The organism is Sphingomonas aerolata, assembly GCF_023935825.1.
Classification (GTDB): domain Bacteria; phylum Pseudomonadota; class Alphaproteobacteria; order Sphingomonadales; family Sphingomonadaceae; genus Sphingomonas; species Sphingomonas aerolata.
On record NZ_CP098762.1, the window covers coordinates 3716135 to 3741017 of the forward strand.

Annotated in this window: 15 protein-coding genes and 2 pseudogenes; 7 read left to right on the forward strand and 10 right to left on the reverse strand. The window is 55.5% G+C overall.

Annotated elements, in window-relative coordinates:
• Positions 1-250 precede the first annotated feature (250 nt).
• Both NEF64_RS17040 and NEF64_RS19390 read right to left on the reverse strand, forming a co-directional pair.
• Positions 251-1753, reverse strand: a complete 1503-nt coding sequence (locus NEF64_RS17040; protein ID WP_252574235.1) for a recombinase family protein — start codon at positions 1751-1753, stop codon at positions 251-253.
• A gap of 256 nt (positions 1754-2009) precedes the next feature.
• Positions 2010-2165 (reverse strand): DUF4113 domain-containing protein, encoded by a 156-nt coding sequence (locus tag NEF64_RS19390; RefSeq protein WP_081874109.1) that lies wholly within the window; start codon positions 2163-2165, stop codon positions 2010-2012.
• Between the two features lie 168 nt (positions 2166-2333).
• Here NEF64_RS19390 and NEF64_RS17045 point away from each other — a divergent pair, with 168 nt between their 5' ends.
• Complete coding sequence (locus tag NEF64_RS17045; protein ID WP_156360515.1) at positions 2334-4139, forward strand: sensor domain-containing diguanylate cyclase; 1806 nt, start codon at positions 2334-2336, stop codon at positions 4137-4139.
• A gap of 400 nt (positions 4140-4539) precedes the next feature.
• Here the strand turns inward: NEF64_RS17045 and NEF64_RS17050 are convergent, their stop codons facing one another.
• The 4 genes and pseudogenes from NEF64_RS17050 to NEF64_RS17065 form a co-directional block, all read right to left on the reverse strand.
• Positions 4540-7116, reverse strand: coding sequence for a sensor domain-containing protein (locus NEF64_RS17050; RefSeq protein ID WP_252574237.1), 2577 nt, complete (start codon positions 7114-7116; stop codon positions 4540-4542).
• 150 nt (positions 7117-7266) lie between these two features.
• Complete coding sequence (locus tag NEF64_RS19395; protein WP_081874110.1) at positions 7267-7521, reverse strand: integrase core domain-containing protein; 255 nt, start codon at positions 7519-7521, stop codon at positions 7267-7269.
• 1529 nt (positions 7522-9050) lie between these two features.
• Entirely contained in the window at positions 9051-9200 is a 150-nt protein-coding gene (locus tag NEF64_RS17060) for a hypothetical protein (protein ID WP_156360513.1), read from the reverse strand.
• Between the two features lie 159 nt (positions 9201-9359).
• Positions 9360-9589: pseudogene (locus NEF64_RS17065) on the reverse strand (IS5/IS1182 family transposase); the annotation flags it as partial.
• Between the two features lie 984 nt (positions 9590-10573).
• Here NEF64_RS17065 and NEF64_RS17070 point away from each other — a divergent pair.
• Together NEF64_RS17070 and NEF64_RS17075 are read left to right on the forward strand one after the other, a co-directional pair.
• Positions 10574-10897: pseudogene (locus tag NEF64_RS17070) on the forward strand (transposase); the annotation flags it as partial.
• Between the two features lie 217 nt (positions 10898-11114).
• Complete coding sequence (locus tag NEF64_RS17075; protein WP_082447091.1) at positions 11115-11861, forward strand: Crp/Fnr family transcriptional regulator; 747 nt, start codon at positions 11115-11117, stop codon at positions 11859-11861.
• 723 nt (positions 11862-12584) lie between these two features.
• On the opposite strand, the gene NEF64_RS17080 is transcribed toward NEF64_RS17075, so the two are convergent.
• On the reverse strand, positions 12585-13241 hold the full coding sequence (locus tag NEF64_RS17080; RefSeq protein WP_252574239.1) for a DsbA family protein: 657 nt from the start codon (positions 13239-13241) through the stop codon (positions 12585-12587).
• Positions 13242-13487: 246 nt separating this feature from the next.
• On the opposite strand from NEF64_RS17080, the gene NEF64_RS17085 reads away from it, so the two are divergent.
• Positions 13488-14036 carry an FxDxF family PEP-CTERM protein gene (locus tag NEF64_RS17085; protein WP_042466505.1) on the forward strand — a complete coding sequence of 183 codons (549 nt, stop codon included), beginning with the start codon at positions 13488-13490 and terminating at the stop codon, positions 14034-14036.
• 721 nt (positions 14037-14757) lie between these two features.
• Here the strand turns inward: NEF64_RS17085 and NEF64_RS17090 are convergent.
• Both NEF64_RS17090 and NEF64_RS17095 read right to left on the reverse strand, forming a co-directional pair.
• Positions 14758-16572: a vanadium-dependent haloperoxidase gene (locus tag NEF64_RS17090; protein WP_252574241.1), complete on the reverse strand. Its 1815-nt coding sequence runs from the start codon at positions 16570-16572 to the stop codon at positions 14758-14760.
• Positions 16573-17252: 680 nt separating this feature from the next.
• Entirely contained in the window at positions 17253-19637 is a 2385-nt protein-coding gene (locus NEF64_RS17095) for a hybrid sensor histidine kinase/response regulator (protein WP_192143150.1), read from the reverse strand.
• Positions 19638-19877: 240 nt separating this feature from the next.
• Between NEF64_RS17095 and NEF64_RS17100 the strand changes: the two genes are divergently transcribed.
• Together NEF64_RS17100 and NEF64_RS17105 are read left to right on the forward strand one after the other, a co-directional pair.
• Entirely contained in the window at positions 19878-21020 is a 1143-nt protein-coding gene (locus NEF64_RS17100; RefSeq protein WP_261362630.1) for a PAS domain-containing protein, read from the forward strand.
• Entirely contained in the window at positions 21017-21469 is a 453-nt protein-coding gene (locus tag NEF64_RS17105; RefSeq protein ID WP_031439427.1) for a response regulator, read from the forward strand. The genes NEF64_RS17100 and NEF64_RS17105 overlap by 4 nt, the downstream gene beginning before the upstream one ends.
• A 568-nt stretch (positions 21470-22037) precedes the next feature.
• Here the strand turns inward: NEF64_RS17105 and NEF64_RS17110 are convergent.
• Positions 22038-22424 carry a hypothetical protein gene (locus NEF64_RS17110; protein WP_252574246.1) on the reverse strand — a complete coding sequence of 129 codons (387 nt, stop codon included), beginning with the start codon at positions 22422-22424 and terminating at the stop codon, positions 22038-22040.
• Positions 22425-22635: 211 nt separating this feature from the next.
• Between NEF64_RS17110 and NEF64_RS17115 the strand changes: the two genes are divergently transcribed.
• A complete protein-coding gene (locus tag NEF64_RS17115) occupies positions 22636-24816 on the forward strand; it encodes a bifunctional diguanylate cyclase/phosphodiesterase (RefSeq protein ID WP_252574248.1) in 2181 nt (726 codons plus the stop codon).
• Positions 24817-24883: the final 67 nt, after the last annotated feature.

The following is a 24883-nucleotide window of genomic DNA, read 5'->3' on the forward strand; positions in this document are numbered from 1 at the left end:
AGACCTATAATGAAATAGCTGGCCCTTAACGACTCGTGATTTGTACAAACTATCAAAGTGTATTGTCTGTATTAATGTATATAATAGAAAAGTAATATCTATTCAATAGAGCATTTATTGATAGCATATTATAGAGATTTTAGTTGTAATGAAGCCAGCATTTAGAGAGGCTACCCTGCAAGATTGCCAATATATAATTATTTTATGTCTTAGAGGTGTTGTAGTTGGTTAAATCTATAGTAGTATTACGCTATATATTTATACGCTGGGCCTTTCCGTCATCATGGTATAAATCAATGTGCCCTGTTTCGGAACGGACAACTACCTTAGAGAATATGATTCTTATTACTTTGTTTATGGCAATGGACGACTTTTTATCATGGCGACCTGTCGAAAGGCATCCGATGGCCTCAGATAGCTTTTTTTCTAGTTTGCTAGTCGCAGAGTGTTGATACATATCCGCCTTATCTAATAAATCCTGCTCTAATAGATAAAGGGTATGGCGCATCTCTTCCAATAAATCGGTATGAGATGAGCTAAGGCTGACCGCGAGAAGCTCGCGCCTGGCTCGATCGACATTGTTTTGAGCTACAGAAAGGCGCCTGCTTCGGCCATATCCAGGTGCGCTAATGTCGCAGGCAGTGAAAATTGCGGATAGGCCTTGGCGAAGAGCGGCATCAACGGGGCCATAGGCGATGGGCGCATAATGGGCTGCTGTTCCAGCTACGGATGCCGAGCATATCATGCTCGGGCCATTCGGGGCTGATGGACTAATAATCATCAAACTGCCGCAATTTTCACACACTGCAATTTGATTAAGAATATAGCCAATACTTCCATGGCCAGCCCAATTGCTGGTCAGGCGACCGGTCTGTACTTGCTGAAACGTGTCTACTGATATGATAGCAGGATAGTATCGACGTATAGGCGGACAAGGGACGCGTGTCTGCCTCCCGTCTTTCCATTCTATGACATGAGGAATAAAGGTTCCTATGACCGCGCTTGATCTGGCAATCCAACCCACTTTGTCGCGCGTCCAGAGACTATCTGACTTCCAAGCTGGCACCTTATGGCGGTTAAACGTTTCTGCTATTTTAGTATTTGATACGCCCTTTTGAGCAAGTGAAAATATATCTCTGACTACCTTTGCCCTCGCTGGTATTATTGAAAATGTCTTGTCATTCTTATTAAGTGAAAGCCATCTCGGACAGCTGGATGTGATCGGCTCGGACTCTGCGATCGCCCTTTTCGCGCTCCAACTTGCCTTCCCCCTAAATGACTTTAACTCACTTTCTTCGTTCGCACGAATAAAGTTTATCAGCGCGTATATTAAGCCCATCGGGTCTCGACGTAACTCATCGATCGAGTAAGTTCGCCGATCGGATAGTGTGACAATCGTTATCCCAGCAAGAACAATCTGTGTCAGCAGACTCTGAGCATTCAAGGCGCTTTCTCGACTTAGTCGGTCGAGATTCTCGACAAGCAAAAGGCTGCCTTGTGGTACGATTCCTAGAGAAACTGCCCCAAGGAAATCTCCAAGGCGCCCTGACGCAGAGTTCTGACCCCGGAAACCGGATATACCATAGTCTCTGTAAGTAAGGCGATCGTCGAGAATGAGGGAGAACTCATCGGCATAAGAAACAGCCAGCGCCGTCTGGCGCCTGATGCTATCGCCGCTCATCTGCTCGGGGCTGCTGAAGCGAACATATGAATAAGCGTATCTTTTTGCTACAGATGTATCTGACTGAATCACGGCGGAGTCTCCGATAGGCAGTAACTATCATATCAGCGATATATTCAAATCAAGCGGTGTTCCGAGGCGGCTATAGCTCCAACGCAACACTGTCGATGGATCGGCGCCCAACCCAAGCTGGCACCCCCCCTTGAACGCTTAGTCCGTGGTCGGCGTCGGCTCTGGAGGCTCCGAGAGCCGCAGCTGACACATTTGGGTCATAGAAACGGGGCGGCCGCCTTGCGCGCGAAACCCGCATCGGCGATCGCTCACCAGCTTACCCTGCTCGAACTTGCGGCACTTCAGGGATATCAGGTGTCCAGGCGGCCGACTTCATCTCAGATCGTATTTTCCACTGCCGCTTGAACCCGTGCGACGCCGTTGGGGCGGCCAATTTTCCGAAGCGGGTATTAAGCTCGTTGAGAACGCCCATCAGCCGATCGCGCTTGAGGGCAGATGTACAACGCAAAGTTGCCGAGCGCGTCTACAGCCCTCTACCGAACGATGGATGTCGACACGGGGCAGCTTTGTTTGCCGCTTTACGCGATGATCCGACCATAATCTAAATTGATAAGCGGTGCCGTTAATCATTTTCGGCTACATGATCACCATGCGCCGAATGTTTGCACGGTTAGGCTATTCGCCGCTCGGTCCAGCGCTGCTCGGCATCGCCTATTTTGCCTTCGCCGTGTTGTCGCTGATCGAGGCGCGGGGGTCTCACGGAATAGCTGCAATCTGGCCGCCGAGCGGCATTCTATTAGCAACGTTGCTAATCGTGCCCCGGCGCGCGGTTTGGCGGTTCGCTATAGCTGCTATCGTTGCGAGCCTGGCGGCAAACCTTCTTGATGGAGCAGGATTCGGCGTCGCTGCTGGATTTACTGCGGCAAACGGGATCGAGGCGATGGTTGCCACGCTGATATTGCGCCGGCGAGCAGGGCGGCGGGTATCTTTTATCGATCCATCAGGCTTGTCCACGTTCTTCATCGCAACGTTGATCGCCGCGTCGGTAGGTGCAGGAGTGGCCGCCTGCATTTCTCCCCAGCCAAGCCGCGAATTCACGTTAGCTTGGCTTAGCACGGTATGGCTAGGCATGTTGCTCGTGACGCCGCTGCTGTTTGCCATATTTGAAGTAGCGGCGTCAGCGAAGCAAGCGGTGTCGGTACGCGAGTCGCTGAATTTGATCGGCATCGTGGTGCTGACGTTCGTCGCGACCGGCGTAACGTTTTACCAAAGCCAGTTTCCAATGCTTTTTGTCCCTATGATGGTCATCGTGATCGCAGTCCTGCGCGGCGGCATGCTCGGCGGGGTCATCAGCATTATCGTCGTTGTGGTGCTCGGATCTCTTGCGCTTTGGTTGGGCTCGGGACCTATCTTCCTGATCCGTGCGTCGCATGAATCGCGTATTCTGTTTTTTCAGTTCTACCTTTTGTCGCTAATCATTTCCGCGCTCCCGATGGCAACACTTCTTGCCGCTCGCGATCGTTTAAGGATCAATCTTTCGGAACGTGTCCGTTTGCTCGATCAAGCTGAGGCGGCCGCGCATATCGGGCATTGGCGTATCAATCCCTCCAATCAGGCGATCTTCTGGTCGCCTGAGGTATTCCGCATTCACGGCCTGCCGGACGGCCAGCCCCCAGCACTCGATCAGGCCATCGATTTGTATCATCCAGGTGACCGGCGGCGTGTATCGGAGGCTGTAACGCGCGCACTCACGGATGGTCAGCCGTTTGCATTCGAAGCCCGGCTGGTACGTTCCGACGGCTCTGTCCGGCACGTCGAGACGCAAGGTGAGCGCGTTTACTCGTCGAGAGACGATGCGATCGGACTCTTCGGTTTGATCCGCGATGTCACAGAGCAAATCGAGGCGCGACAGATCTTAAGAGATGCTCGCGACACAGCCGACCAGAGTGCTGAGGCTGCGATGTTACTCGCCTCAACCGATGCTTTGACCGGTCTCGCGAACCGGCGGCGAATTGTAGAATATCTCGATGCCAGATTGAAGGGCGTCGCCGCCGGAGGAGCCAAGCTATCGATCGTTTTGTTCGACATTGACCATTTCAAATTGGTCAACGATCACTACGGGCATGATATTGGCGACGAGGTTCTTAAACGCGTCGCGTCGGCCGCCGCCGAGGGGCTGCGGAACACCGACCTTATCGGTCGCTATGGCGGGGAGGAATTCGTCATCATCCTGCCCGATACCGACGCAAGCTGGGCGTTGCAGATCGCTGAGCGCGTCCGCTCCAACGTTCAAGCGTCGCAGGATGCCGCACAACCAATGGTTACCGTCAGCCTTGGCATTGCCTCAACCGTGGGCGAGGATACCTGCAATGGTATTCTCAAGCGTGCCGACGTGGCGTTATACGACGCAAAAAGCGCAGGCCGGAATCAATCGCGCTTGGCTTAATAAGTCAAATGCGCGATGGCGCTAAACCGTTGTCTCAGACGCAATATCCGATGGCGTGCGAGGGATGAATATCCAGAGCGTATCAAAAAATCTGATTATCTTTAAATTTACGTATCCTCGATAGCACCTAGCAGCAGATCGCTCTGTAGAAAATATACCGTCGATATTGGGCTTGCTTGGTCGTTGAGCAATAAGTTATTCCTAAACGTAGGTGATCGATCAAATGAATGAAGTTGGCTACGCTGTGTAACGACCCTTTATCAGTACGTTGCGACCCCAAGACCAAAGGATCTTCCATACCTCGTCTGCCTTCCATAAAATAGACGTGGTTGCCTTGCAACGAGGGTGGAGGAATAACTGACTCAGAGCAGCAGGCCCTGAAAGCCGATCGTGTCAGCAATTAAGCGCCGCTACACCGGATAGGCACTGTGAAAAAACGACGTCGTGTAAGTTCGGGGATGTCGGCCGCTGGCCGTGCAGGGCTGAAGAAGAAGCCTTGTCCGATATCGCAACCGGCACGGCGTAGCAAAAGCGCCTGTTCTGCCGTCTCGATACCTTCAGCCACGGTTTTCATTCGAAAACCCGTCGCGAGGCCAATCACGGCGTTCACGATCGGCGCGTCGCTGCAGTCCGCCAGTAGAGGCGTAACGAAGGACCGGTCGATCTTCAAAACCGACATTGGAAAGCGTTGGAGATGCGACAGCGAGGCGTAGCCAGTACCGAAGTCGTCGAGGGAAAGAGAAATACCCGCCCGGCTTAAGATGGCGAAGGCCTCCTCCACGATGTCGAGGTCCCGACCGAGAAACACTGACTCGACAATCTCGATCTCCACCATGGCAGCAGGTACGCCCGCGGCCGCCAGACGCCCCAGTAGCTCGTCGGCAAAGCCGGGGCGGCGTAGGTCTACCCCAGAGGCGTTCAGCGCGACATGGCCGAATGCCACCCCCGATTGCAACCAATGTCGCATGTCACTGATCACCTGGCGCTGCATGAACGCGCTAATCTGACATCCAAGATCGCGGTCGTCGAAGGCGGCTGCCAGTGTGTCAGGCGTCTGTACCCCCCGCGTGGGATGATCCCAGCGCAGCAATGCCTCGAAGCCAACGACCTTACCTGTGATAAGATCTACCTTGGGCTGGTAGAAGGGCCTAATCCACTCGGCGCTTAGCGCCTCACGACCTACAGCGAGCATGGACACCTGGCGCTGGAGCTCAGCGCGCAGTTCTGGCCTGAATGGGCGCAAGCAATTTCGACCACTGGCCTTGGCATCGTACAGCGCGAGGTCAGCGCTCCGGAGCAGCTCCTCGGCCGTGGGGCCATGCAAGGGGTAAATCGCAAGCCCTGCGCTCACCTGACATTCGATCCGGATATCGTCCACCTCTACTACACCGTGTAGCGCGGAGACTATGTCATGCGCCTGCTGTTCAACCCCCACTTGATCAGCGGCCTGAAGCAGCACAGCAAACTCGTCGCCGCCAAGCCGCGCCGGCGTGCCGCACTCAAGGACCGTCAATCGTTCCGCGATCCAGCGTAGTACAGTGTCGCCAGCTGCGTGGCCGTATCGGTCATTGATGAGTTTGAACCGATCGATGTCAAAAATGATCACTGCCGACGGACCGCCCCGCGATGTAGCGCGCTGCAATGCGCCCTCGAGGCATTTCTGGAACGTGGCGCGGTTGGCGAGACCGGTCAGCACGTCATGGCTCGCGCGCCACGCCACATCCAATTCCGCCAGACGCTGCTCATGGACGTCTTCGGTCGTGCCATACCAGCGTGAAATAACGCCGGTGTCGTTGCGCAAAGGGGCACCGCGCGAGCGCATCCACCTGAACGACCCGTCCTGCAGCATCAGGCGATAGATACAGTTGAGCGGCTGACCGGTCGCGATGCTTTGCTTCCAGTGGCTCCGGAGCCGGGTCACGTCGTCAAAGTGGACGGAGCGCAATAAACGTGTCCCGAGCGCTTCCTCAAGCGGGCGCCCGGTCAGTCGCGACCATGCCGACCCGACCTCAATTAACGTGCCGTCATGCGAAGCGGTCCAAGCGATCTGCTCGCACAATTCAATTGTATAGCGATAGCGCTCCTCGCTCAGGTGAAGCGCAGCCGCGGCGCGGTTGCGTTCGGTCATATCCATCATCGCCCCGACCATGCGGGTGGCTTTGCCATTCTCGTCTGTCACCACGAACCCGCAGTCGACGATGTCCGCATACCGTCCATCACCGCGTCGGAAACGATAGCACTCCCGCCATCGCTCGCTTGAACCGGTGCTTATTACCTCTTCGATGCTGGCAGAAACGCGCGCTCGGTCGTCGGTATGAATCTGCGCCTTCCACCAATCCCCGTGGTTTGTTTCGGGGCTGAGAACATGGCCCAACTGGCTGCACATCGCTTCGCCCCAGGTCAACTGACCCGTATTGAAGTCCCAGTCCCATACCACGTCGTTCGTCGCCTTGGTCGCGAGGCGGTAACGTTCCTCGCTGGCGCGCAACTTGTCCGTCGCGCAACGCCTCTCGTCGCAATCCTCGGCGGTGCCGCACCACCGTAGGATTTGGCCGTATGGATCCCGTAGCGCGGTGGCGCGGACGTGGAACCAGCGGTATTGCCCATCCGCCAGACGGATGCGACATTCAATCTCCAGGGCACAGTCGCCCTCATTCGCGTTACGCCACGCCTGCTGGAGAACCTTACGGTCGGCTTTGTGGATTGCGCTTCGCCACTGTGCGCGCAACACCTCGTGCGTCGCGAACCCAAGCTTCTGAAGCCCGCGCGGTCCCACATCCACTATCGTGCCATTCGGGAGTGCTATCCAGGGGATAATCGGGCCGAACTCGACCAGATAGGCATATCGCTCGGAAGACTGCCCGAAGGCGTCGAAGACTGGCGCGGCCGCCCGATCATCACGGCCTGGGGAAGGCTCCTTGCGCGCAGTGGCCTCGATGTGAGCCGCAGCGCGGTGCAAACGACTTTCCTCGCTCATCTGGAACCTGTCCCCCAGCGAAAACAATAGGCACCGAGTCTTAACTATGACTCAGACCCATTGAGGCCCTTTGGCAGGTCGTAACATAGAGAGCTGATCGCGACCACGGTCGAGACCGTAGTCAGTTGGTCAACGGCAAGTCGTTTAGACTTAACCGGCTATAAGAGTGAGGTGAGCAGCGGCAAGGTTTCTATCTCGGTGTTTTCGTCCCCTAAAGCTCTGACAGCGCCTCGCAGGTTTCGCAATGAACTCGCGTGGTGATCGATAGCGCAAAGCGCGGTGCAGATGCACCTCGTTATAATGGGCAAACCAGCCAGGCAGTTGGTCGATGACGCTCTGCGCATTCGGCCTGGGGTTCACACGGACGTAATCGCGCTTGAGAGTGCGAACGAACGCCTTAGCCATGCCTCGATTGAGGACTGCTGACCGGGATCGTACACGCGATCAACCCGATGTCTCGGGCGAAGGCGCGTGTGCCGCGACCGGTGTAGCAGCTGCCGTTGTCGGTAAGCCACTCGATCGGCTCGGGCACTCCGTTCACCTGTCCGTAGCTTAAAAAGATTGCTGTTGTCGGTTAGGTTACGAGATATCGGCCGCGTAAGGCGACGGGGTAAACGCTCACCCCTTTCCAAATGCACTTTACCTTTTTAAGGTTTTGACGTGGTGACGGGCTTACGCCAACGAGCAAATTACCCGCGCTTTAATCGATTCGTACGGATAGCGATCCGGAAAACTTGTGGAACCCCGAAGGGCAACCGCTGACGCGTCGTCTTCGTCTGGTCGAGTAGGGCCAACCGTTCAGCGCTAATTCCGTTTTGGAAAAAATCGGCGGGATCAATCTCTATCCTTGGAAGGTTTGTCGCGTCAGTATTGAAACAGAGGCGGGGCGCTGAGACAGATTATGCCAAACGAGGAAACAGAAGATCAGCACGCTCGTGTTGCCCGGGAGTTAGGCATCGATCCAAAGGCGATTCGAAATCATCCCTATGACCTCGAACTGAGAAAAAATGGCTCTCTATTGGTTCGCTGGCACGACCAAGCACCCGACGGAGTCATTCGAGAAGGAAAGCTTGGCTCATACACGACACCCATTCAGCCCGCTAATGACTCTTTACCTCAGAAGTTTGCAGGGGAAATCGTTCGACATTCTGAATCAGGTTAGAGGATGCAGAACGGTAACGACCCTCTGGCCGCACCATATCTCGACATCGTGTTTTCGGGCGTAGGTCTTTCCGTCCGAAACGGCCTTTGCATCATTTGGACACTCTAGATCGATGCGCTCGATAATCCTACCATCGTTACCAATAACATATACGCGATATTCAAGCATCACTATTCTTTCGAGCCCATTATGGGAGAGCCAACCTGAAAGACGGTCAAGTTTGCGTAAAGCGGTATCGCAACCGCTACGGTAAAAAGAAACGTCCAAATTGTTCAGATGTTAGCAGATGTTGCTGTCCAGTCGATTTATCCAACAGGGGCGTTAGCGTAGCACCATGACGATAATAAGTCCGTGGGGCCTGCTGGTGGCGCACCCAGGCAGAAACGCGATGGGCTAACATCGATATTAGCAAACGCTGACCGACTTCGATGAAGATGTTGCGTTAACGCTCAATATGATGCGTTATGCGCTATCGAACGATAGAAAAAATGGTGTAATCCAGCCTACGGCTTTCCCGACTGGCATGCCCTACGTGACATTCTCTTACGGCCTGTAAACTATAATAGTGGCTATAGCCAGCTTGACGTCCGCTCGCGTTATTGCATCTAACCGTTGTTAATTGTGTCAACCGCAGACGCGATACGCGCCCAATCATGTAGATCAGCCTCATCGCTTACAATTTCCAACAAGGTATCGACCATAGGCGCGGTCGCAACGGTTCTACGCGCCTCGACGATCGTCATTGCCTTCAACCAGACTTGGCGGGCGGTCATCATATCTTGAGGTTGCGACGGGCGGGTTCAGCAAGCAGCGCTTCCACCATCGCCTTTAGCGCCAAGCCATCTGATTGAAGATATGTCTCCCGCAGGCTCTGACGGTAAAGGAATTCGATCACGTCGGGATGTAGGGGCAGTGTCGTCATCGCCTCGAGACTATGCGCGTTTGACCGACTCAGGCAAACGATCTGCATAGGCGAATGAAATGCGTTCTTTGCACGTCGGGTAACTTGGTCGAGCTACGTCTCAAGCCTACCAACCCGTCCGATGATAGTACTGCGCGATTCGGCTAACGCGACCCGGCATCGCAGGCGCAACCGATCCAGTTTTGGAATGCGCTTGAGATGCGCAAACAGCATCTAGATCTTCTTCTGCTGGCGACGGGGAGGTCCAGGTCATGCGCGCCTTCATTACTGAAGCAATTGACCTTGCGAGCAGGTATGTTGGGCTTGCGACATTGCCGCAGTTTGCAGCTGGCGCAATCCTGCTGGCGGGCGCGATAACAGATGAAGCCATCCTGACCGGCATCGCCGCGGGCCCGCATGGAAAGTGGTTGCATGGGCCCAGGCGCTTGATCGGCGACCTTGTCGATGGCAACTCTACCCTTGCCTAATCAGACTACACACGCCAGCTCCGCGATAAGTTAGTCTTCCGTTTACAATATCTAGTCCTTTGACCGGTTCGTATATCAATACCTCTAAAGCGCGCAAATCCGTTGTTGTCGGTTAACGTGCTTTAAACCTAATGCGGTGACGATCACTGAACAGATTAACGTCATAAGCATTTATGTCAAAAGACGTATTTGTATTTAACTCGGGGGTTAATATGCGCTACTGGCCTATCGGTAAGCCCGTCAGGGTCTAATTGAAACAACAGCCTCTGGAATTGTCATATTCAGATTAAAGTGTTCCTGTAACGCCTTACTCGAAGAATGATAAGACGGAGAAATGCTAAACTCGAAAAGATGCCCGGCTTTCCAAGTCGGGCATCCCTTGCTATTTGACCTCGCCATTTTATTGCTGCTGTTAGAACTGGGCATCGCCTCGAAGGCGACCCGCGACACTTTGTTGAAGCTTCAAGCTCGGTTCTCATTTGACGTCACGGCGATCCGACGCGATTCGACCTCGCAGCGCCTAATTAAAGACGAAGAGGCAGGCGAGCGCCCGAAGCCGCTCATGTCGTGGAGTTCGGCTAACTAGGACTTCGTACCGTTCAGGAGTAGCGAGCGGACGCCAGGAAGCGCTCCTTCTTCAGCCGCCCAAAACGAGTTATTCAGGGCGTAATTTTCTCGCGGAAACTGGCCACTTGTTCATCATGGGCCGTCCCTTGCAACTGTATTCTTGCGCTTCGATGATGACGGCTTCGATCTTGGTTGTAAAGCCGCCTCGTCTGGCACCGAGACTGGCCGTTAGGGTCAGGACCCATTGCTTTGAGCGGCTCGATCTGATTCAGGCTCCGTGAGGAGACCGAGGATGAGTGACCTGTACTGGCTGACCGGCGAGCAGATGGCGCGGCTTGAGGCCAGGTGAGCGACTACACCGGCGCTGCCGCGTTGCTTGAGGATTTACCCAAGGCGCAGTGGATGCTGGCCGACCGAGGCTATGACGCAGACTGGTACAGGGACGCCCTGCAGGCAAAGGGCATAAGGCCCTGCATTCCGGGGCGAAAATCCCGGATCATCCCCGTCAAATATGACAAGCGCCGCTACCAAAGTCGGAGCCGTATCGGGATTATGTTCGGTCGTCTCAAGGACTGGCGCCGCGTCGCTACCCGCTACGATCGATGCCCGACCGTCTTCTTTTCCGCTATCGCGCTCGCCGCCACCGTCATCTCCTGGCTCTGATCAATGAGTCGTGACCTTAGGGCGTATCAGCCTTGTTCCACCACCTTCCGGCTATGACAATCCTCACAAAGGCCAAGTGTTGAAACCAATCCGGCTAGATGACAAAGTCTCGGCGCGTGCCTTTCCTACCTTAGGTTAATAATGCTAAGGTGGGCTTGTGATCCCCCATTCATATCCGCCGAAAAGCTGTGGTCGTTCGATAAGCAGGACAAAATAAATGCCTCGGCCTGACGAAAATCCACTCGCCCGGATTGTGGAGAAGCTAGGCGAATGCGCTCGTATCCCGGACAAGGCAATTGAAGCAATCCTACGGATGCCTTATGTGGACAAGCAGTTGCATCCAGGAAGCTTTTTCGTTCGGGAGGGCGCTTTTGCCAACAAGTGCGGCGTACTGGCGTCAGGCTTGCTTGTTTACCAGAAAACAAGTCGCAATGGCGACCGCCAGATTCTTTCGATCAAGATGCCCGGGGATATGTTAGGACTGGAAAGTCTTTACCTGGATACGCCAGATTACAATATCCAAGCACTTACTAGATCCAAAACAGTCATCGTACAAAGCGATCTGTTAAAGTCCATCTCAGACGAGTTTGTGGTTGTACGTCATGCCATAAGCAGGATCATGTTGACCGAAGCGTCCATCCTTCGCGAACTGATATTGAACATAGGCAGACGAGACGCCCGCGCCCGGCTCGCGCATTTCCTCTGCGAGTTTGCCGTTAGAACTGGCGGCACAGATAAGATCAACAATCGATCTTTTGAACTTACACTGACACAGGAGCAGCTTGGTGATGCTCTTGGGCTTACCGCTGTTCACATAAACAGAACGCTTCAGCTTTTGACCCGAGATGGTTTGATAGCACGAGATGGGAAAAATATTCGTTTTGTCAATTGGAATCGGCTACAAAGCATAGCTGACTTTAGTACTCGGTACCTGCATTCTAGAGAAGTAAGGCTAGATGTTTAATTAGCCGGTCAATCTTTTCGGCAAAGCTTCATTCACATCGATAGTTTCAATCCGGCTGCCACGCTGGAATCCGCCATGACGTTTTCGGACGGTCTGAGGCGTTTTGCGTCATCAAGCTACCAGCCGGCGCGGGCTTTCACCAGATCACAAAACTGATGAGGGATGCCTCGTCACGGTTTTCAAAGGTCGTCACTGCCGTGGTGGAAAAGCCGGAAACTACCAAGCACGCGGCTGCCCACCGACCCGCTTAGCTGCGGCCGATTCTATTTCGTTTAAGTCGGCTTGCGTCAGAGCGCCGGTTGCGAGCATCTTTCGCATCAACTCGTCCAATAGGGCCGCAAGGAAGTGTATTTCACGTCGTTCTGAGCCCGTGTCTTCGCCCTCAGTGTTCACTTCCATGCGCCGTTCCTTGGTTAGCCGTGCACTTTAGACACGGCCATTAACGTCCGCCAGGCGAGCATGTTGCACACCCCGCGTCATAAATCCGGGCAAACGTTCTCGTCGCGGAAGGATCTACGTCACGCAAAACGTCGGACATAAATACGTGGTTTAGGAGTGTATCTGAGAAGTTCGACCTGTCGTCACTGACTGGTGCACGACAGAAGGATATCCTCCGACGACAGCCTCTTGATCGTCTCAAGACGCGATCGCCGATCCTGCCTGTGACGACTTACGTGTTTTTTCCGACAGGGCGTTCGATCATGTTTACATCCTCCCGGATCATCAGCCGTCCGCTCGCGCCCGCGCAAACAGTCGTTTAAAGTCACTTGTCTCGATCGCTCCCATCGCCAGCATACGTCCGGCGAGATAGCCCGGGGTGCCGGTCAGACCGATCGAATAGGCCTCTTGACCGTTTGCACGTAGGCGCGCGGCGACGGCTTCTGCATGTAAAGCAAGCCACGTCGTCGCGCGCTGCCAGTCCCCTCCGGCACTGGTAACGACGTCTCGCAGCATGTCGTCGTCGATTATACGACTGTCGGTCATCAGTTGGCGATGAATGGCCGGATAGATCCCCTGTTCGGCACAGGCGAGCGCGATGCTCGCAGCACGTTCGGACGGTGGACCGAAGATCGGCCAGTCCTTATAGACGACCCTAACCTTTCCATCGCGTTCCACCGCCTCTTCCAAAGCGTGGAAGGCATGACGGCAGGCGGGGCAGCGGTAATCGGTGAAGACGGCAAGCCGGAGCGTCGCATCGGCTGGACCTTGCTCGGGTGAATTTCCACTGGTCAGGATCAGGTCGGCGGTCGGCCCAACACCCCGACCGATTGGAGCCGTGCGACGCAGCACCTGCCCGACTGCCCAGCCAGCCACCACGACAGCCCCAAGCCCTACCGCCTGCCTCCGATTAAGTGGCTCTGGCATGTTCAGCGCGTCCAAGGCTGGCCAAAAGCTGCTGAGACAAGATGGCGTAAAGTCGGCAGATCGATCGCCTCGGCTACCACCTGCATGCCGACGATCAGCGTTCGTGGCGCGTTCAAGTCAGCGCCGCCTGTGATTGAAAAGACACAGCTGTCCCGAAAATAGACATCATTGGGCTAACGGCTAATTTCAGCAATATATCGGTTTGTGAGTCGTCATGACCTCCATTATACTTTTGTTTGGCATAAAGTGAAGGAGGCCGTCATGAAGCGTCTACTTTGTTCGACTATGGCATTTGTATCAGCGTTCGCGATGGCCCCAGCGGCTCACGCAATTGATTACACTCCTGGCGACCCGGAGTTCACGGTCAGCGGTGACATCACGAATGGTACCGTTTCGGCAGATTTCGGTCGTTCGGGCATCGGGATGGGCGCATTCCAAGATACCTTCAATTTCGTCATTGATCAGGCCGGTCTGGCTAGCGGTACGTTGAGCACGAACACCACGCGGCTGACGAGCTCTACCGACCTCGACATACTGTCGGTGTTTATCAATGGCTTCGCAGCGACGAAGACCATTGTGGGCAATGCTGAATTTTTCGAGATCAACAACCTGGCTATTGCTTCGGGTGCGCCGAATCAGATCGTGGTGAACGGCATGTCGCGTGGCAACGGGTCCTATGCTGGCACAGCAACCTTTGAGCCTTCGGCAGTTCCCGAGGCAGGTACCTGGGCGATCATGTTGTTCGGTATTGGCGGGATCGGTGCATCGATGCGTGTTCGCCGTCGCCAGGCAAAGGTCGCATACGCCTAAGCACATTTGATAGTTGTTCCCAGTGTCCATCTATCTTAAAACACCCGCCATCCTTTCGAGGTTGGCGGGTGTTTCTATTTGAGACTTAGCAAGCTCGGGTCTACGCAATGAACGCCATTGATCGGTGAACTCTAAAGCGAGTCAGACGGTACTGCGCTCGATGGTAAAAGGCCCTAGATCGCAAACCCGTTTTAATCATCCCTATTAGTTACTGAACACAAAGTCTTGTATCGACATCCATCGGTTTACAACCACACACCGCCACCATCCTCGGTATTGCACGCTCGGCGAATACGTGGCCGAGCTGATGGAGGCACAACAGAAGCGAAGGTTCGTCGACCAAAACTAAGCCAGCTGCGGCTCATTGGTATGTCACCCGATTGCTGGGGGCATTAACACCCTGTTTACCGTTTACCGGCAGGCTTGGGGTGGGGGACATGGTATGCGATATAGAATTTATGAGCTGGGAAGTTCTGGCGAAATCGTAAGAGGGGCGGACCTCTCAGCGCTGCACGACGAACAATCGATTGCTGAAGCTGCCGATCACATCAATCGTTGCGGACTTGAGATATGGCAGGGGAATCGCAAGGTTGCCGTTATAAGTCCATTCAAGCTTGGCTAAAATATGCGTCTCAGGACAACGCCTGGTCTGGTGAGAGAACTAGGCGTTCATTAACGGCGGAGATCGTTCTAGGCCATCAGGCATTCCTACTCGAGTGCCTCACCTGATATTGGTGTTAGACGACTCCACCCGGGGTGTTGGTGGTATAACACGGGCCATTACTGGTGTGATTTTCGCGATCGACTCAGCCACTGCAGGTCCAGGGGACATGTTTGCCGCCCAGATTTGGTCTGCGATGGACAGGCCGAGCGGCACACCTCCCACCATTTCGCCTGCCGTCAGATCATAGTTGATCCGGCAAGGATCCTTATACTTGGCATTATTCCCGGTCGGGTTGCTAAGCGCATCGGAGGCGCGGAACGCATCGAAACGCCAGTGGACGCCGAGAAAAATACGACTGAGCGAGTTTTCGAAAATTGCGTGCCACAGGCTGGGGAACGATCGCGAGATCCGGGTGCGGATCGTTCCCGGCTGATCGGCGATCGGGCGCGCGGCGTTATAGGCCTGGTGAAGGTCGCGACTGTAACCATCGAGTTCGTCTGAGACGAACGAGAAGCCGATCTCATCGCAGTCATGGTCGCCAAAGGATAGGTTGTTGCGGTCTTTGTAGAACAGCCGGACGATCTGGAAGCAGGCGGCACCAAACGTTGCATGACCCGAGGGGTAGGCCGGAAAGGGCGGCTTGAACGCGATCTTGTCAGTGTTAGTCTCGGGTGCACCTAACGCCTCCCAAAACGGGTCGCCATCGCGCATACCGTCGGTTGGCTCGCTCACCGGCTGTTCGCTCGACAAGGTCCCCGCGGCGTCGTCCCACTCGGGACCTTGGATGGCGTCATGCTCGCGGACCCCCGACAGTGGGCGCCAGAACTCGTACCGGTACTTCTCGCGCCACGAGAACTTGCCGGCATCAGCCATCGCCGTGTTCGCGAGCGCGAAGACCCGGACGAACTCGTCCACCTGCAGCGCCGGGTCGGCCTGCATGCCGCGGCGTTCCCAGGCGATGGTTCGGACAATCTGGTTGTATAGGCGTGGTGGTGTCCCGATCAGGTTGGCGCCGTCATAGGCCCAAAAATAGGCCGCGACCGTCTGGTTCGGCGTCCGCGTCGTGCCAGCGGCATGGGCCGCCCCTCCAAGTCGTTTTACCTCGCGCAGAGCCGCGCGATACTCGGCACGCTCCGGCCCGGAGTTTGCAGGCTCATCTTTAGGTGGGGGTGCCAGGATTAGAGCGTCCTCGTTCGTCACCGAGAAGGTCGCGACGGTCGTACCATAAAATGGCCCGTGGTATATTCGCATTGGCTTGTCGCCCCGATCCGGATGGTCGGGGTCGATGACGGGGAGCCTGACCGGGTTGACCGGTTCATCGCGAAAATAATAGCGATCGGTACGAGGCTTATAATGACCTTGTCCGGCACCGATCTGCCCCGGTTGAACGGCGAGCAGCGTGAGAATCCTGCCAGCTACTTCCTGTCCAAACGCGAATGCGGGATCGAGTGCGTTTAGCTGGAATGGCACGTCGGTTATCATCTTATCGAGCGCCGACACGAGCTGGTCCCTGGCGAGCACGGAAATGCCAGCGCCTGCGCTCCGGTAGAGCGCGTCCAGAACCGTCACGGCAGCGCCGCCAATGGCCACCTCTTGAGCGGTAAGGCCGAGCGATCCGCCACCAGTCGGCAAGACGGGCAATGACATGCCGAGATAGGGCGGGAATGTCGGCGAGGTCTGCAGGCCGAACCACGCATCATGAATCGCTAGGTGAAAGAGACCGAGCGCACGCGAACTCATTGTTGGCCCCGTTTGCGGACCGCTCAAGCTGTGCGTTAGGCGATTCATCTCCAGCGCGACGAAGTTCCAGTAGAAAACTGGGACCGCATTACGCAGTTGATCAACTGACGAGATCGGCGCCGCTTCAAACACGAGTCACCTCCATGCTGATTAAACCGAGTCGGTCTATTGTGCTAGCGAGCAATACATTATTTTGGAGACTTAGAACAGGATCAGCATCTATCGGCGAGTATTTGTAAAAAAGAACCTTTGTATTTCGTATCACCCTCACCAACCGTTGCCGTCGCAACGGGTGTGATCAAACAGGCCCGTGTTACCGTTCAAGAATGCACCTATCCGCTTGCGAACGCGGCTGACCGGCAAACACCATGGCCCAACTTCGCAATCGTTGCCTTCAGCCCCTTCGCAACCAGCCCTTTTTCAACAGTCTCGAACGGTTTTGACATCAGGTACCGACGGGAAAAGCAGACGGGCAGGAAAGTCCCCAATTCAAGTCATCGAGCAACCAGATGATGGAAAACCCCGGTTGCCGTCACGAATGTGTGAGAAACAGGTGATTTCGGACGCTTGCAATGGGCTGACGGCGCTGGCGTATATCTGGGTCCGTTCTATGTACCGGCGCCATTTCGGAAAACGTTTTGGGAACGGTTTTTGGGAAAGCGGGCTTGCAGCGGTGGGCGTTCGCTTGACCATGTTGCCCGCCGTTCCGTGTCGGCCCCCAACCAATACAATTTAAGGCGGGGCGTTACGCCCTGAAACAATGTCGTCGTATATCAGCACATAGACAAAAATGTGTCTTGTATACTAATCGATCACGTTTGTAAGTTTGTCGCTCCCCGGCGAATAGCCTTATGTAAAATGTGGGAAAGCTGCTCCAGGGAGTAGGGCTTATGCAAAAGCTCGAACCCATGCGCACCGTTTTCTGCAAGAACATGGCTGTAGCCGCTCGTAAGAATTATCGGTAGATCCGGGTAGTGACGTCGAACGCGCTCTGCCAATTCAACGCCGCTTACTCCGGGCATGACTACATCAGTGAATAAGACATCAAACTTTTCAGCGTCCTTTTCCAATTCAGCGAGGGCCTTTTCTGCGTCCCGGGCGAGGACGCTGGCATAGCCCAAGTCCTGCAACGCGCTGGTCGCAAAGTCTCCGACGTCAGCATTGTCTTCGACGATGAGTACGCAGATGCCGCGTCCGTCTATGCTCTCCTCAGCCAACGGCTCGTCCTGTCTTCCGGCGTCTGTCAGCATCCGTGGAAGATAGAGTGTGAAGGTACTTCCCTTTCCAAACTCACTCTCCACCCTGATATCGCCGCCGGACTGCTTGGCAAAACCGATGACCTGGCTCAGACCAAGTCCCGTGCCGTGCCCGGCCCCCTTGGTCGTGAAGAAGGGTTCAAAGATACGGTTGAGATTCTCTTGAGCAATACCGGTCCCTTCATCCGTCACCGCCACAGCGACGAAGTCGCCAGCAACCGCCTCATGCGCTCGACGTGCAGGCAAACCTGAAACGGCGCCTAAAGCGATTGTAAGCACTCCCTCGCCATTCATGGCGTCACGCGCGTTAATCGCGAGATTAACGATCGCGGTGTCGAACTGGCTTCGGTCAGCCTTGACCAGCAACGGCTCTTTTGGGGATTTCAATTCTAATTCAATACGCCCCCCCGCTAGAGTCCGTACCATCGTGGCCACGTCCAGAATACTCTGACCTACGTCAAACAGCTCCGGCATCAGCGCCTGGCGGCGCGCAAAGGCCAGCAACTGACCCGTCAGCTTCGCGGCCCGATCAGCAGTATCGCCGATTGCGGCGATATATCGGTCGCGCCGTTCGGCCGTAAGGTTCGGACGCCGCAGCAGATCGACCGACCCCCGTATCACGGTGAGGAGGTTGTTGAAGTCGTGAGCAACCCCACCAGTAAGTTGCCCGATCGCTTCCATCTTCTGTGCTTGGCGCAGGGCATCCTCAGCCAGCTTCAGTGCTTCGGCCTGCTCCTTCTCGCCTGATATGTCGCGGGCGACGGCATGGATTAAACCTTCACCGGGCACGGCGGTCCATGACAGCCAGTGATAAGTGCCGTCCTTACGTCGATATCGGTTTTCAAACCGCATGGTGGTCCGCCCTTCGGACAGCTTTTCCACTTCATGCAGCGTGGTTGCTACATCTTCCGGGTGGACGAGATCGATAAAGCGCCTCTCGACCAATTCACTTTCGGCCCAGCCAAGAAGGGTCGTCCACGCAGGATTCACGGCTGTGACCGTCGCGTCAAACCGAGTGACCAACATCAGGTCCGTCGAAAGCAGCCACATACGGTTACGATCGGCCGTGCGTTCGGCCACCTGCGCTTCAAGAGACTCGTTTAGCTCGCGAAGCCGCAACTCGTCAGCCTTGCGCGACGTGATGTCGACAGCCGTGCCGATCATGCGATAACATGTGCCCTCGGCATCGAACAAACCACGGCCTTTTGCGGCCACCCACCTAACGACGCCGTCTTCCCTGCCGATCGTTCGATATTCGACATCGTAAAGAGGACGATTCCGGGGGTCGGAGGCTGCTTCGTAAGCTGCAAGGGTCTTTTCCCGATCATCCGGATGCACGCCGTTGGAATAGTCTGCCAGCGTCACCGGAACATCGGGCGAAATACCGAACATCGCTTTCACTCGCGGTGGCCAGAACATAATTCCGGTGTCGGTATCGACATGCCACTGCCCGATCTCCGCAACCTCAAGTGCGAGACGAAGTCGCTCTTCGTTGAGTGCCAGCTTGTCTTCTGCCTCTCGACGCTCGTCGATGTCGATGACTGAGCCGACATGACCAAGAAAGCTTCCGTCATCGGCGAAGCGCGGCGCGGCAGCGTCAATTGCCCACCGATACACGCCATCGGCACGGCGCAGCCGATACTCGACGCGAAACGGACCTTGAACGGCGACCGCAGCAAGGAAAGTGTCCTCGGCTAGCTTCTGGTCATCCGGATGAGTCGCTGCCGTCCAGCCCAGACCGAGCGCTTCTTCCTCGGTTTGCCCCGTAAACTCATACCAACGCTTATTGAGATAGCTGCAGTAGCCATCTGGCTCTGTAACCCACATCATGACCGGGGCATGGTCGGCCATATTCCGAAACCGGGTTTCCGCTTCGTGCTCGCTGGCATGGCCGGAACCGCTTAAGGGCATCGTCTGGTCTGCCTCGGACTGTTTCGACATTGAGCCTGGAGTTCCTTGCACAACGGCAAGGGGCATACCTTCCGTTATCTTATCAGCGCGCTACGGGCATTGCCGTGCGACAGGCGAAAACGATCCGCCGCATCGAAAACTAGCCCGTTCCCGGCGAGCATCCAATGTCGAGAATGCACAATCGCCATGCCACAATCAACGATCGCGACAAGAAATGTCGCCTGCGATCTGGCTCTAATGGAACGATATTCCTGTAAACGACGTTCACGCATGCGTGGAGCCTTCCGGCCTTCGCTGGAGGTAGCTTTGAAACAACGTGACGACTGGCATCTAACTGACGTACTGGATTACGAGCATGGCCGAGGCGACCCCTTTGCGGCAGCCGTTCGCGCTACACGGATGCCGATGGTCATCACCGACCCGGCCCGCGATGATAACCCGATCGTGTTTTGCAACGTCGCGTTTCAGGAGTTGACGGGTTATTCCCGTGACGAGATCCTCGGACGAAACTGCCGCTTTCTACAAGGCCCCGAAACCGACCCTGCGACAATCGATAAAGTCCGCGAAGCCATCAGGGTCGGGCAAGCCGTTGACGTCGATCTGCTGAATTATCGCAAGGACGGAACGACGTTCTGGAACGCGCTGTATCTGTCGCCAGTCAGGGATAACGAGGGGATCGTCCGCTTTTTCTTCGCATCACAGCTTGACGTTAGCGATCGTGTCGAGGCTCAAAATATTATCAATGATCAGAAGCTGCTGGTCGAACGCGAGGTCGAGCGTCGTACCGCCGATCTGCGCGCCGCGCTGGATGCCAAGACCATCCTTCTTCATGAGGTCGATCATCGGGTTAAAAACAACCTTACGATGATCGGATCGCTGTTGCGCCTTCAGGTTCGCACTATCGACGATTTTTCCGTGGCATCGAAGCTGGATTCCATGCTCGAACGTGTCGATGCCCTCGCGGTGGTCCATCGCCAGCTCTACCAATCCTCCGACATCGCACGGTTCGATATAGGTAGCTTCGCGCAAAGCCTGGTATCGGATGTGGTCGGGTCAAGCGGTCGTAGCGACATCACGTTGGACGTTAAGGCTCAGCCTCTGTTCGTGGATGCAGCCAATGCATCCGCGCTCGGGCTGATCCTCAACGAGATTCTAACGAATGCCGTCAAGCACGCCTTCACAGATGGCCGGTCGGGTCACCTCAGTCTCGTTGTCGAAGGAGGTAACGACTATGGGACCATCCAAATATGCGATGACGGCCCGGGCATGCCTTCAGCCGCCCGCAGCAAGAGCATTGGCACGTCGCTGATTACTCGTCTTGCGCGCCAAGCTCGCGCGGAGGCTACTTGGCGCAACAATATGCCTGGAACATGCGTGACGATCACGTTTCCTCAGACCGAAGCGCGATCATGACCAATACAATGCAAGTTTTGATTGTTGAGGACGAAATGCTCCTCGCAATGGATATGGAGGCGATGGTCGAGGATAGTGGACATCGCGTTCTGGCTGAGGCGGCCAGCCTCCATGACGTTGAGGCGCTACCCGACGATCTCAATCCGCAGCTCGCGTTTGTTGATATTCATCTAGCGCATGGCTCGAGCGGCCTGGACGTGTGTCGTTACATACGGACGCACTGGCCGGACGCGCTGATCGTTTTCGTCACGGCCAACGTCTCGAAGATACCGGCGGATTTCTCCGGTGCGCATGGAGTGATTGCCAAACCTTTCTCCCATGCAGGTGTCGTTAATGCCATCAACTACTTGGCGAACGGTGTGTTTGCACCACCGCCTAGCATGCCGCGGCCAGCGAGCCTCATTCCATCACCCAGCCTCGAAGGCCGGTGGGCGAGGACGGTAGCGTAGAAGCCTTATCGACGCCGACCGCCACCATACCACTATCTGAGAAATACGAACCTTAGTAACGGCCCCACCAACAGGCGGCATCCGCTAACGCCACATGCACTTCCAATAACGGACGGGCTGCCTTCCTCCCCCGTTATCGTCATTTGGCGATCAGATGTGTGAAAAACCCGGTCGTAAATATCGTTGTGCGACAAACTGGTGATTTCAGACGGCAGCCTCCCGACCGTCGCAAAACGCCGTCGCCAACCCCTACTGGCGTTTATCGTGTATTTTGCGCCGCCTAATAGGCGTTTGGCCGCTTGCGTGTCGGCTTCTGAAAGCAAATATGACACCTGCATCTCCAATTCTCTGGCTGCATATTGAGAAACCGGGGCTTATCAACCTACACATCATCTATTGGCTGAAGATTTCGCGATGAGCCGGGCACGGATGCCGGCGATCGTGTCCTCGGCACCGCGCGCTGCCAAGCGGAGTGGATCCGGCACGGTCGCTCGGGAAATAGTGAAGGTTCCCGATGACGATCGTGCGGCGAGAGCCAAATCTCGCTGAGCGACCCGCCCGATAGGCGTCAAGCCACCAGGCGTTCAGCCATGATAGCGATCATAGCTGCATTCAGCGTCAGCCTATTACCGCTGTTCTTCTCAATCACCAGATAGCTTTGCGTGCGCCTAAGTGGATCAAGTCCGTTCCAGCGACGCAGGCATTCGCCTAGCGTTGCCTTCCAAGGCTGATGGATGGTTTCGATCAGTTCGGCGCGATTGTCTGGATCGGTGATGGGCATGCCGCCGCCATAGTCCAGTCTGCTGAACGCTCTGCTAACGCTGCCGCGCACTTCTGCATCTCGTAGATCGGCGTTGTCAGCAACCGCGAACGCACGTGTGTTGCGAGAGGTGTAGCAGTTGCCGTTATCGGTCAACCACTTGATTGGCTCGGGCACGCGGTTCAGACCGCACATGCCTCTTAACCGCCTGTAAAGCATATGCTAACCATAGGCTCAAACGATGCTAAAACACTATTGGCCTATGATTTCTAGGGGAGGCAGACGAGAAGGCCGATCGGGTATGACATACGTTCCTCCAACGATCAGTATGCCCCGTCATGTGAAGCCCACTGCAACCGTTGCAAGCGTCGTGTTATGCCTGGCTCTCGCCGGGATCCTTGCGATCTTGCTTGCCGGACTCTCAATGAATTCCGATGCAATGAACACGCAAAGGCAGCTAATTGACAATGCTGTCAGCCAAGACGTGGTGGAAGCCTTAAACGAAATTCAGAGTATCGCATTTTGGGACGTCGCAGCCGAGAAGACCACGACATCGGTTATGGATGTTGACTGGTTTAACAATGAAATCGGTCAATATCTCAGCAAGGTGAACGGACACGATGCCGTCTGGATACTCGATCAGGATAACAAGCCAGTCTACGGTTACGAAGGCGGTCGGCAGCTTCCCCCCTCTTCGCTTCGACCTTACGGCGGCGAATTAGCAGAACTGGTCAGGATCGTGCGCAGCGGCAAAGAGGACGGTCGCCGAATACGCGACGCGAACATTGAGACACATCGTGGAGCGTACCCTGGCTCCCTCGGCAGCAACTCGCGTGGCCGTTGGAGTTCGCATATCATCGGGGATGCCGGCGAGGCTGTGATACTAACGGTCATGACGATCGTGCCAGTCACTGAACGTGTGGTCTTGCGGCAGCGGCCGCATTTGATCGTCAGCGCCGTCAAAATCAATGAGCAGCGCATTCAGACCTATGCCGACACGTTGCTGATCAACGGGCTTCATGTAAGACCGCTAACGTCCTCGCATAAATATTCGGGCACATATATTTTAACAGATGATAAGGGCCAACCGATCGTCCAACTTGTATGGGCCTCCCGCCGACCAGGCCGGATCCTCTTACAATACGTCTTGCCGCTCTTCGTCATCGTTACCGCGATCGCCGCATTTCTGCTAGTCGCAACATTCCGCCGAATGCAGAAAATGACAATCTCGCTGATCGACAAAGAGCGAGAGGCCAGTTTCCTTGCCAACTTTGATCCGCTATCTTCGCTTCCCAATCGTCGTCTCTTCATGCAACACTTCAACAAATTGCTTGCTCCCCACCTGATTGACTCAAATCCCGCAATGGTAGCATTTTGCGACATCGATAACTTCAAGACCGTCAATGACACATGGGGCCACGAGGTCGGCGATGTTCTCATCAAGACCGTCGCCAAACGATTGCGAAATGGTTTCCCGGACAGTGTTCTCGTCTCGCGCTTCGGCGGCGACGAGTTTGCTCTGGTGCATGCGGAAAAGTGGCTATCGGTAGAGGACTTTGGAAATCGCATACAACGCGCTTTCGCAGAGCCTTTCGATCTCGCAGGAAAGCCATCACGCATTGGCGTATCGGTCGGTATTGCGATTGCACCAGATCACGGCCGCGGAAGCAGCGAGTTGCTGCGCAACGCTGATATTGGCCTGTACGAGGCCAAGGACGGCGGCCGCGCGCGTTGCGCAGTGTATCACCGCGGCATGCACGACCAGATCGTTGTGCGGAAGGAACGTGAAACGCGGATTCAGGATGCGCTTGAAGCCAGCCGCTTCGAACTCCACTACCAACCCATCGTCGATATCCGCAGCGCCTGCGTCTGCGGCATGGAAGCCCTGCTGCGCTGGCCGGCGGACGATGCGGCAGCGATGCCGCCAGCAGAATTCATCCCGATTGCCGAGCGAGCGGGACTGATGCCCATACTTGGGGACTGGATCATCTCACAGGCCTTCCGTGATTCCCTGCGGTGGCCGGGGCTATGGGTTTCTATCAACCTGTCACCGCTGCAGATCAGCACCGCTGGCCTGATCAACACCCTTAGTCGCGAACTACGCATAAGCGGCGCTGACCCTGCGCACATAATGTTCGAGATAACGGAGGGTCTCCTTCTGAATTCAACTGCCGATACCCGGAAAACCTTTGACGCCATTCGAGCTATGGGCTTCAAGATCAGTCTCGACGACTTTGGAACGGGCTATTCAAGCCTGAGCTACCTCCAAGACTTTACCTTCGACAAACTTAAGATAGACCGCAGCTTCATCTGCGACGGCAAGCTGCAGGACCCGCGCTCTGCTTCCTTGGTGAAAGCCGTCATCGACGTTGGCCGTGCACTCGGCATCGAAGTGGTGGCCGAAGGCGTCGAGTACCTTAGCGAAGCGCGGATTCTTCAGGCGCTCGGTTGCTATCAGTTCCAGGGGTGGCTCTACGGGCGAGCGCTTCCACCTATCAAAGCAACTGACCATGTACGAGAATTGAACACACTTGTATCCCAGGGGTTCACCGTCGATCCGGTAGCGTCGCTGCGCGTGGCGAAATAGCAATTCGTATCTCACAAATCTTGCTCTCGCGACTGGTGGCAGGTGCGATGTTGACGGGATCGGTCTC

Coding starts and splice junctions, on each gene's coding strand:
- NEF64_RS19390 (WP_081874109.1), bottom strand. CDS start 2,165: ATGGGCGTTCTCAACGAGCTTAATACCCGCTTCGGAAAATTGGCCGCC.
- NEF64_RS17045 (WP_156360515.1), top strand. CDS start 2,334: ATGATCACCATGCGCCGAATGTTTGCACGGTTAGGCTATTCGCCGCTC.
- NEF64_RS17050 (WP_252574237.1), bottom strand. CDS start 7,116: ATGAGCGAGGAAAGTCGTTTGCACCGCGCTGCGGCTCACATCGAGGCC.
- NEF64_RS19395 (WP_081874110.1), bottom strand. CDS start 7,521: ATGGCTAAGGCGTTCGTTCGCACTCTCAAGCGCGATTACGTCCGTGTG.
- NEF64_RS17060 (WP_156360513.1), bottom strand. CDS start 9,200: ATGACGACACTGCCCCTACATCCCGACGTGATCGAATTCCTTTACCGT.
- NEF64_RS17075 (WP_082447091.1), top strand. CDS start 11,115: ATGCCTCGGCCTGACGAAAATCCACTCGCCCGGATTGTGGAGAAGCTA.
- NEF64_RS17085 (WP_042466505.1), top strand. CDS start 13,488: ATGAAGCGTCTACTTTGTTCGACTATGGCATTTGTATCAGCGTTCGCG.
- NEF64_RS17095 (WP_192143150.1), bottom strand. CDS start 19,637: ATGTCGAAACAGTCCGAGGCAGACCAGACGATGCCCTTAAGCGGTTCC.
- NEF64_RS17100 (WP_261362630.1), top strand. CDS start 19,878: ATGCGTGGAGCCTTCCGGCCTTCGCTGGAGGTAGCTTTGAAACAACGT.
- NEF64_RS17105 (WP_031439427.1), top strand. CDS start 21,017: ATGACCAATACAATGCAAGTTTTGATTGTTGAGGACGAAATGCTCCTC.
- NEF64_RS17110 (WP_252574246.1), bottom strand. CDS start 22,424: ATGTGCGGTCTGAACCGCGTGCCCGAGCCAATCAAGTGGTTGACCGAT.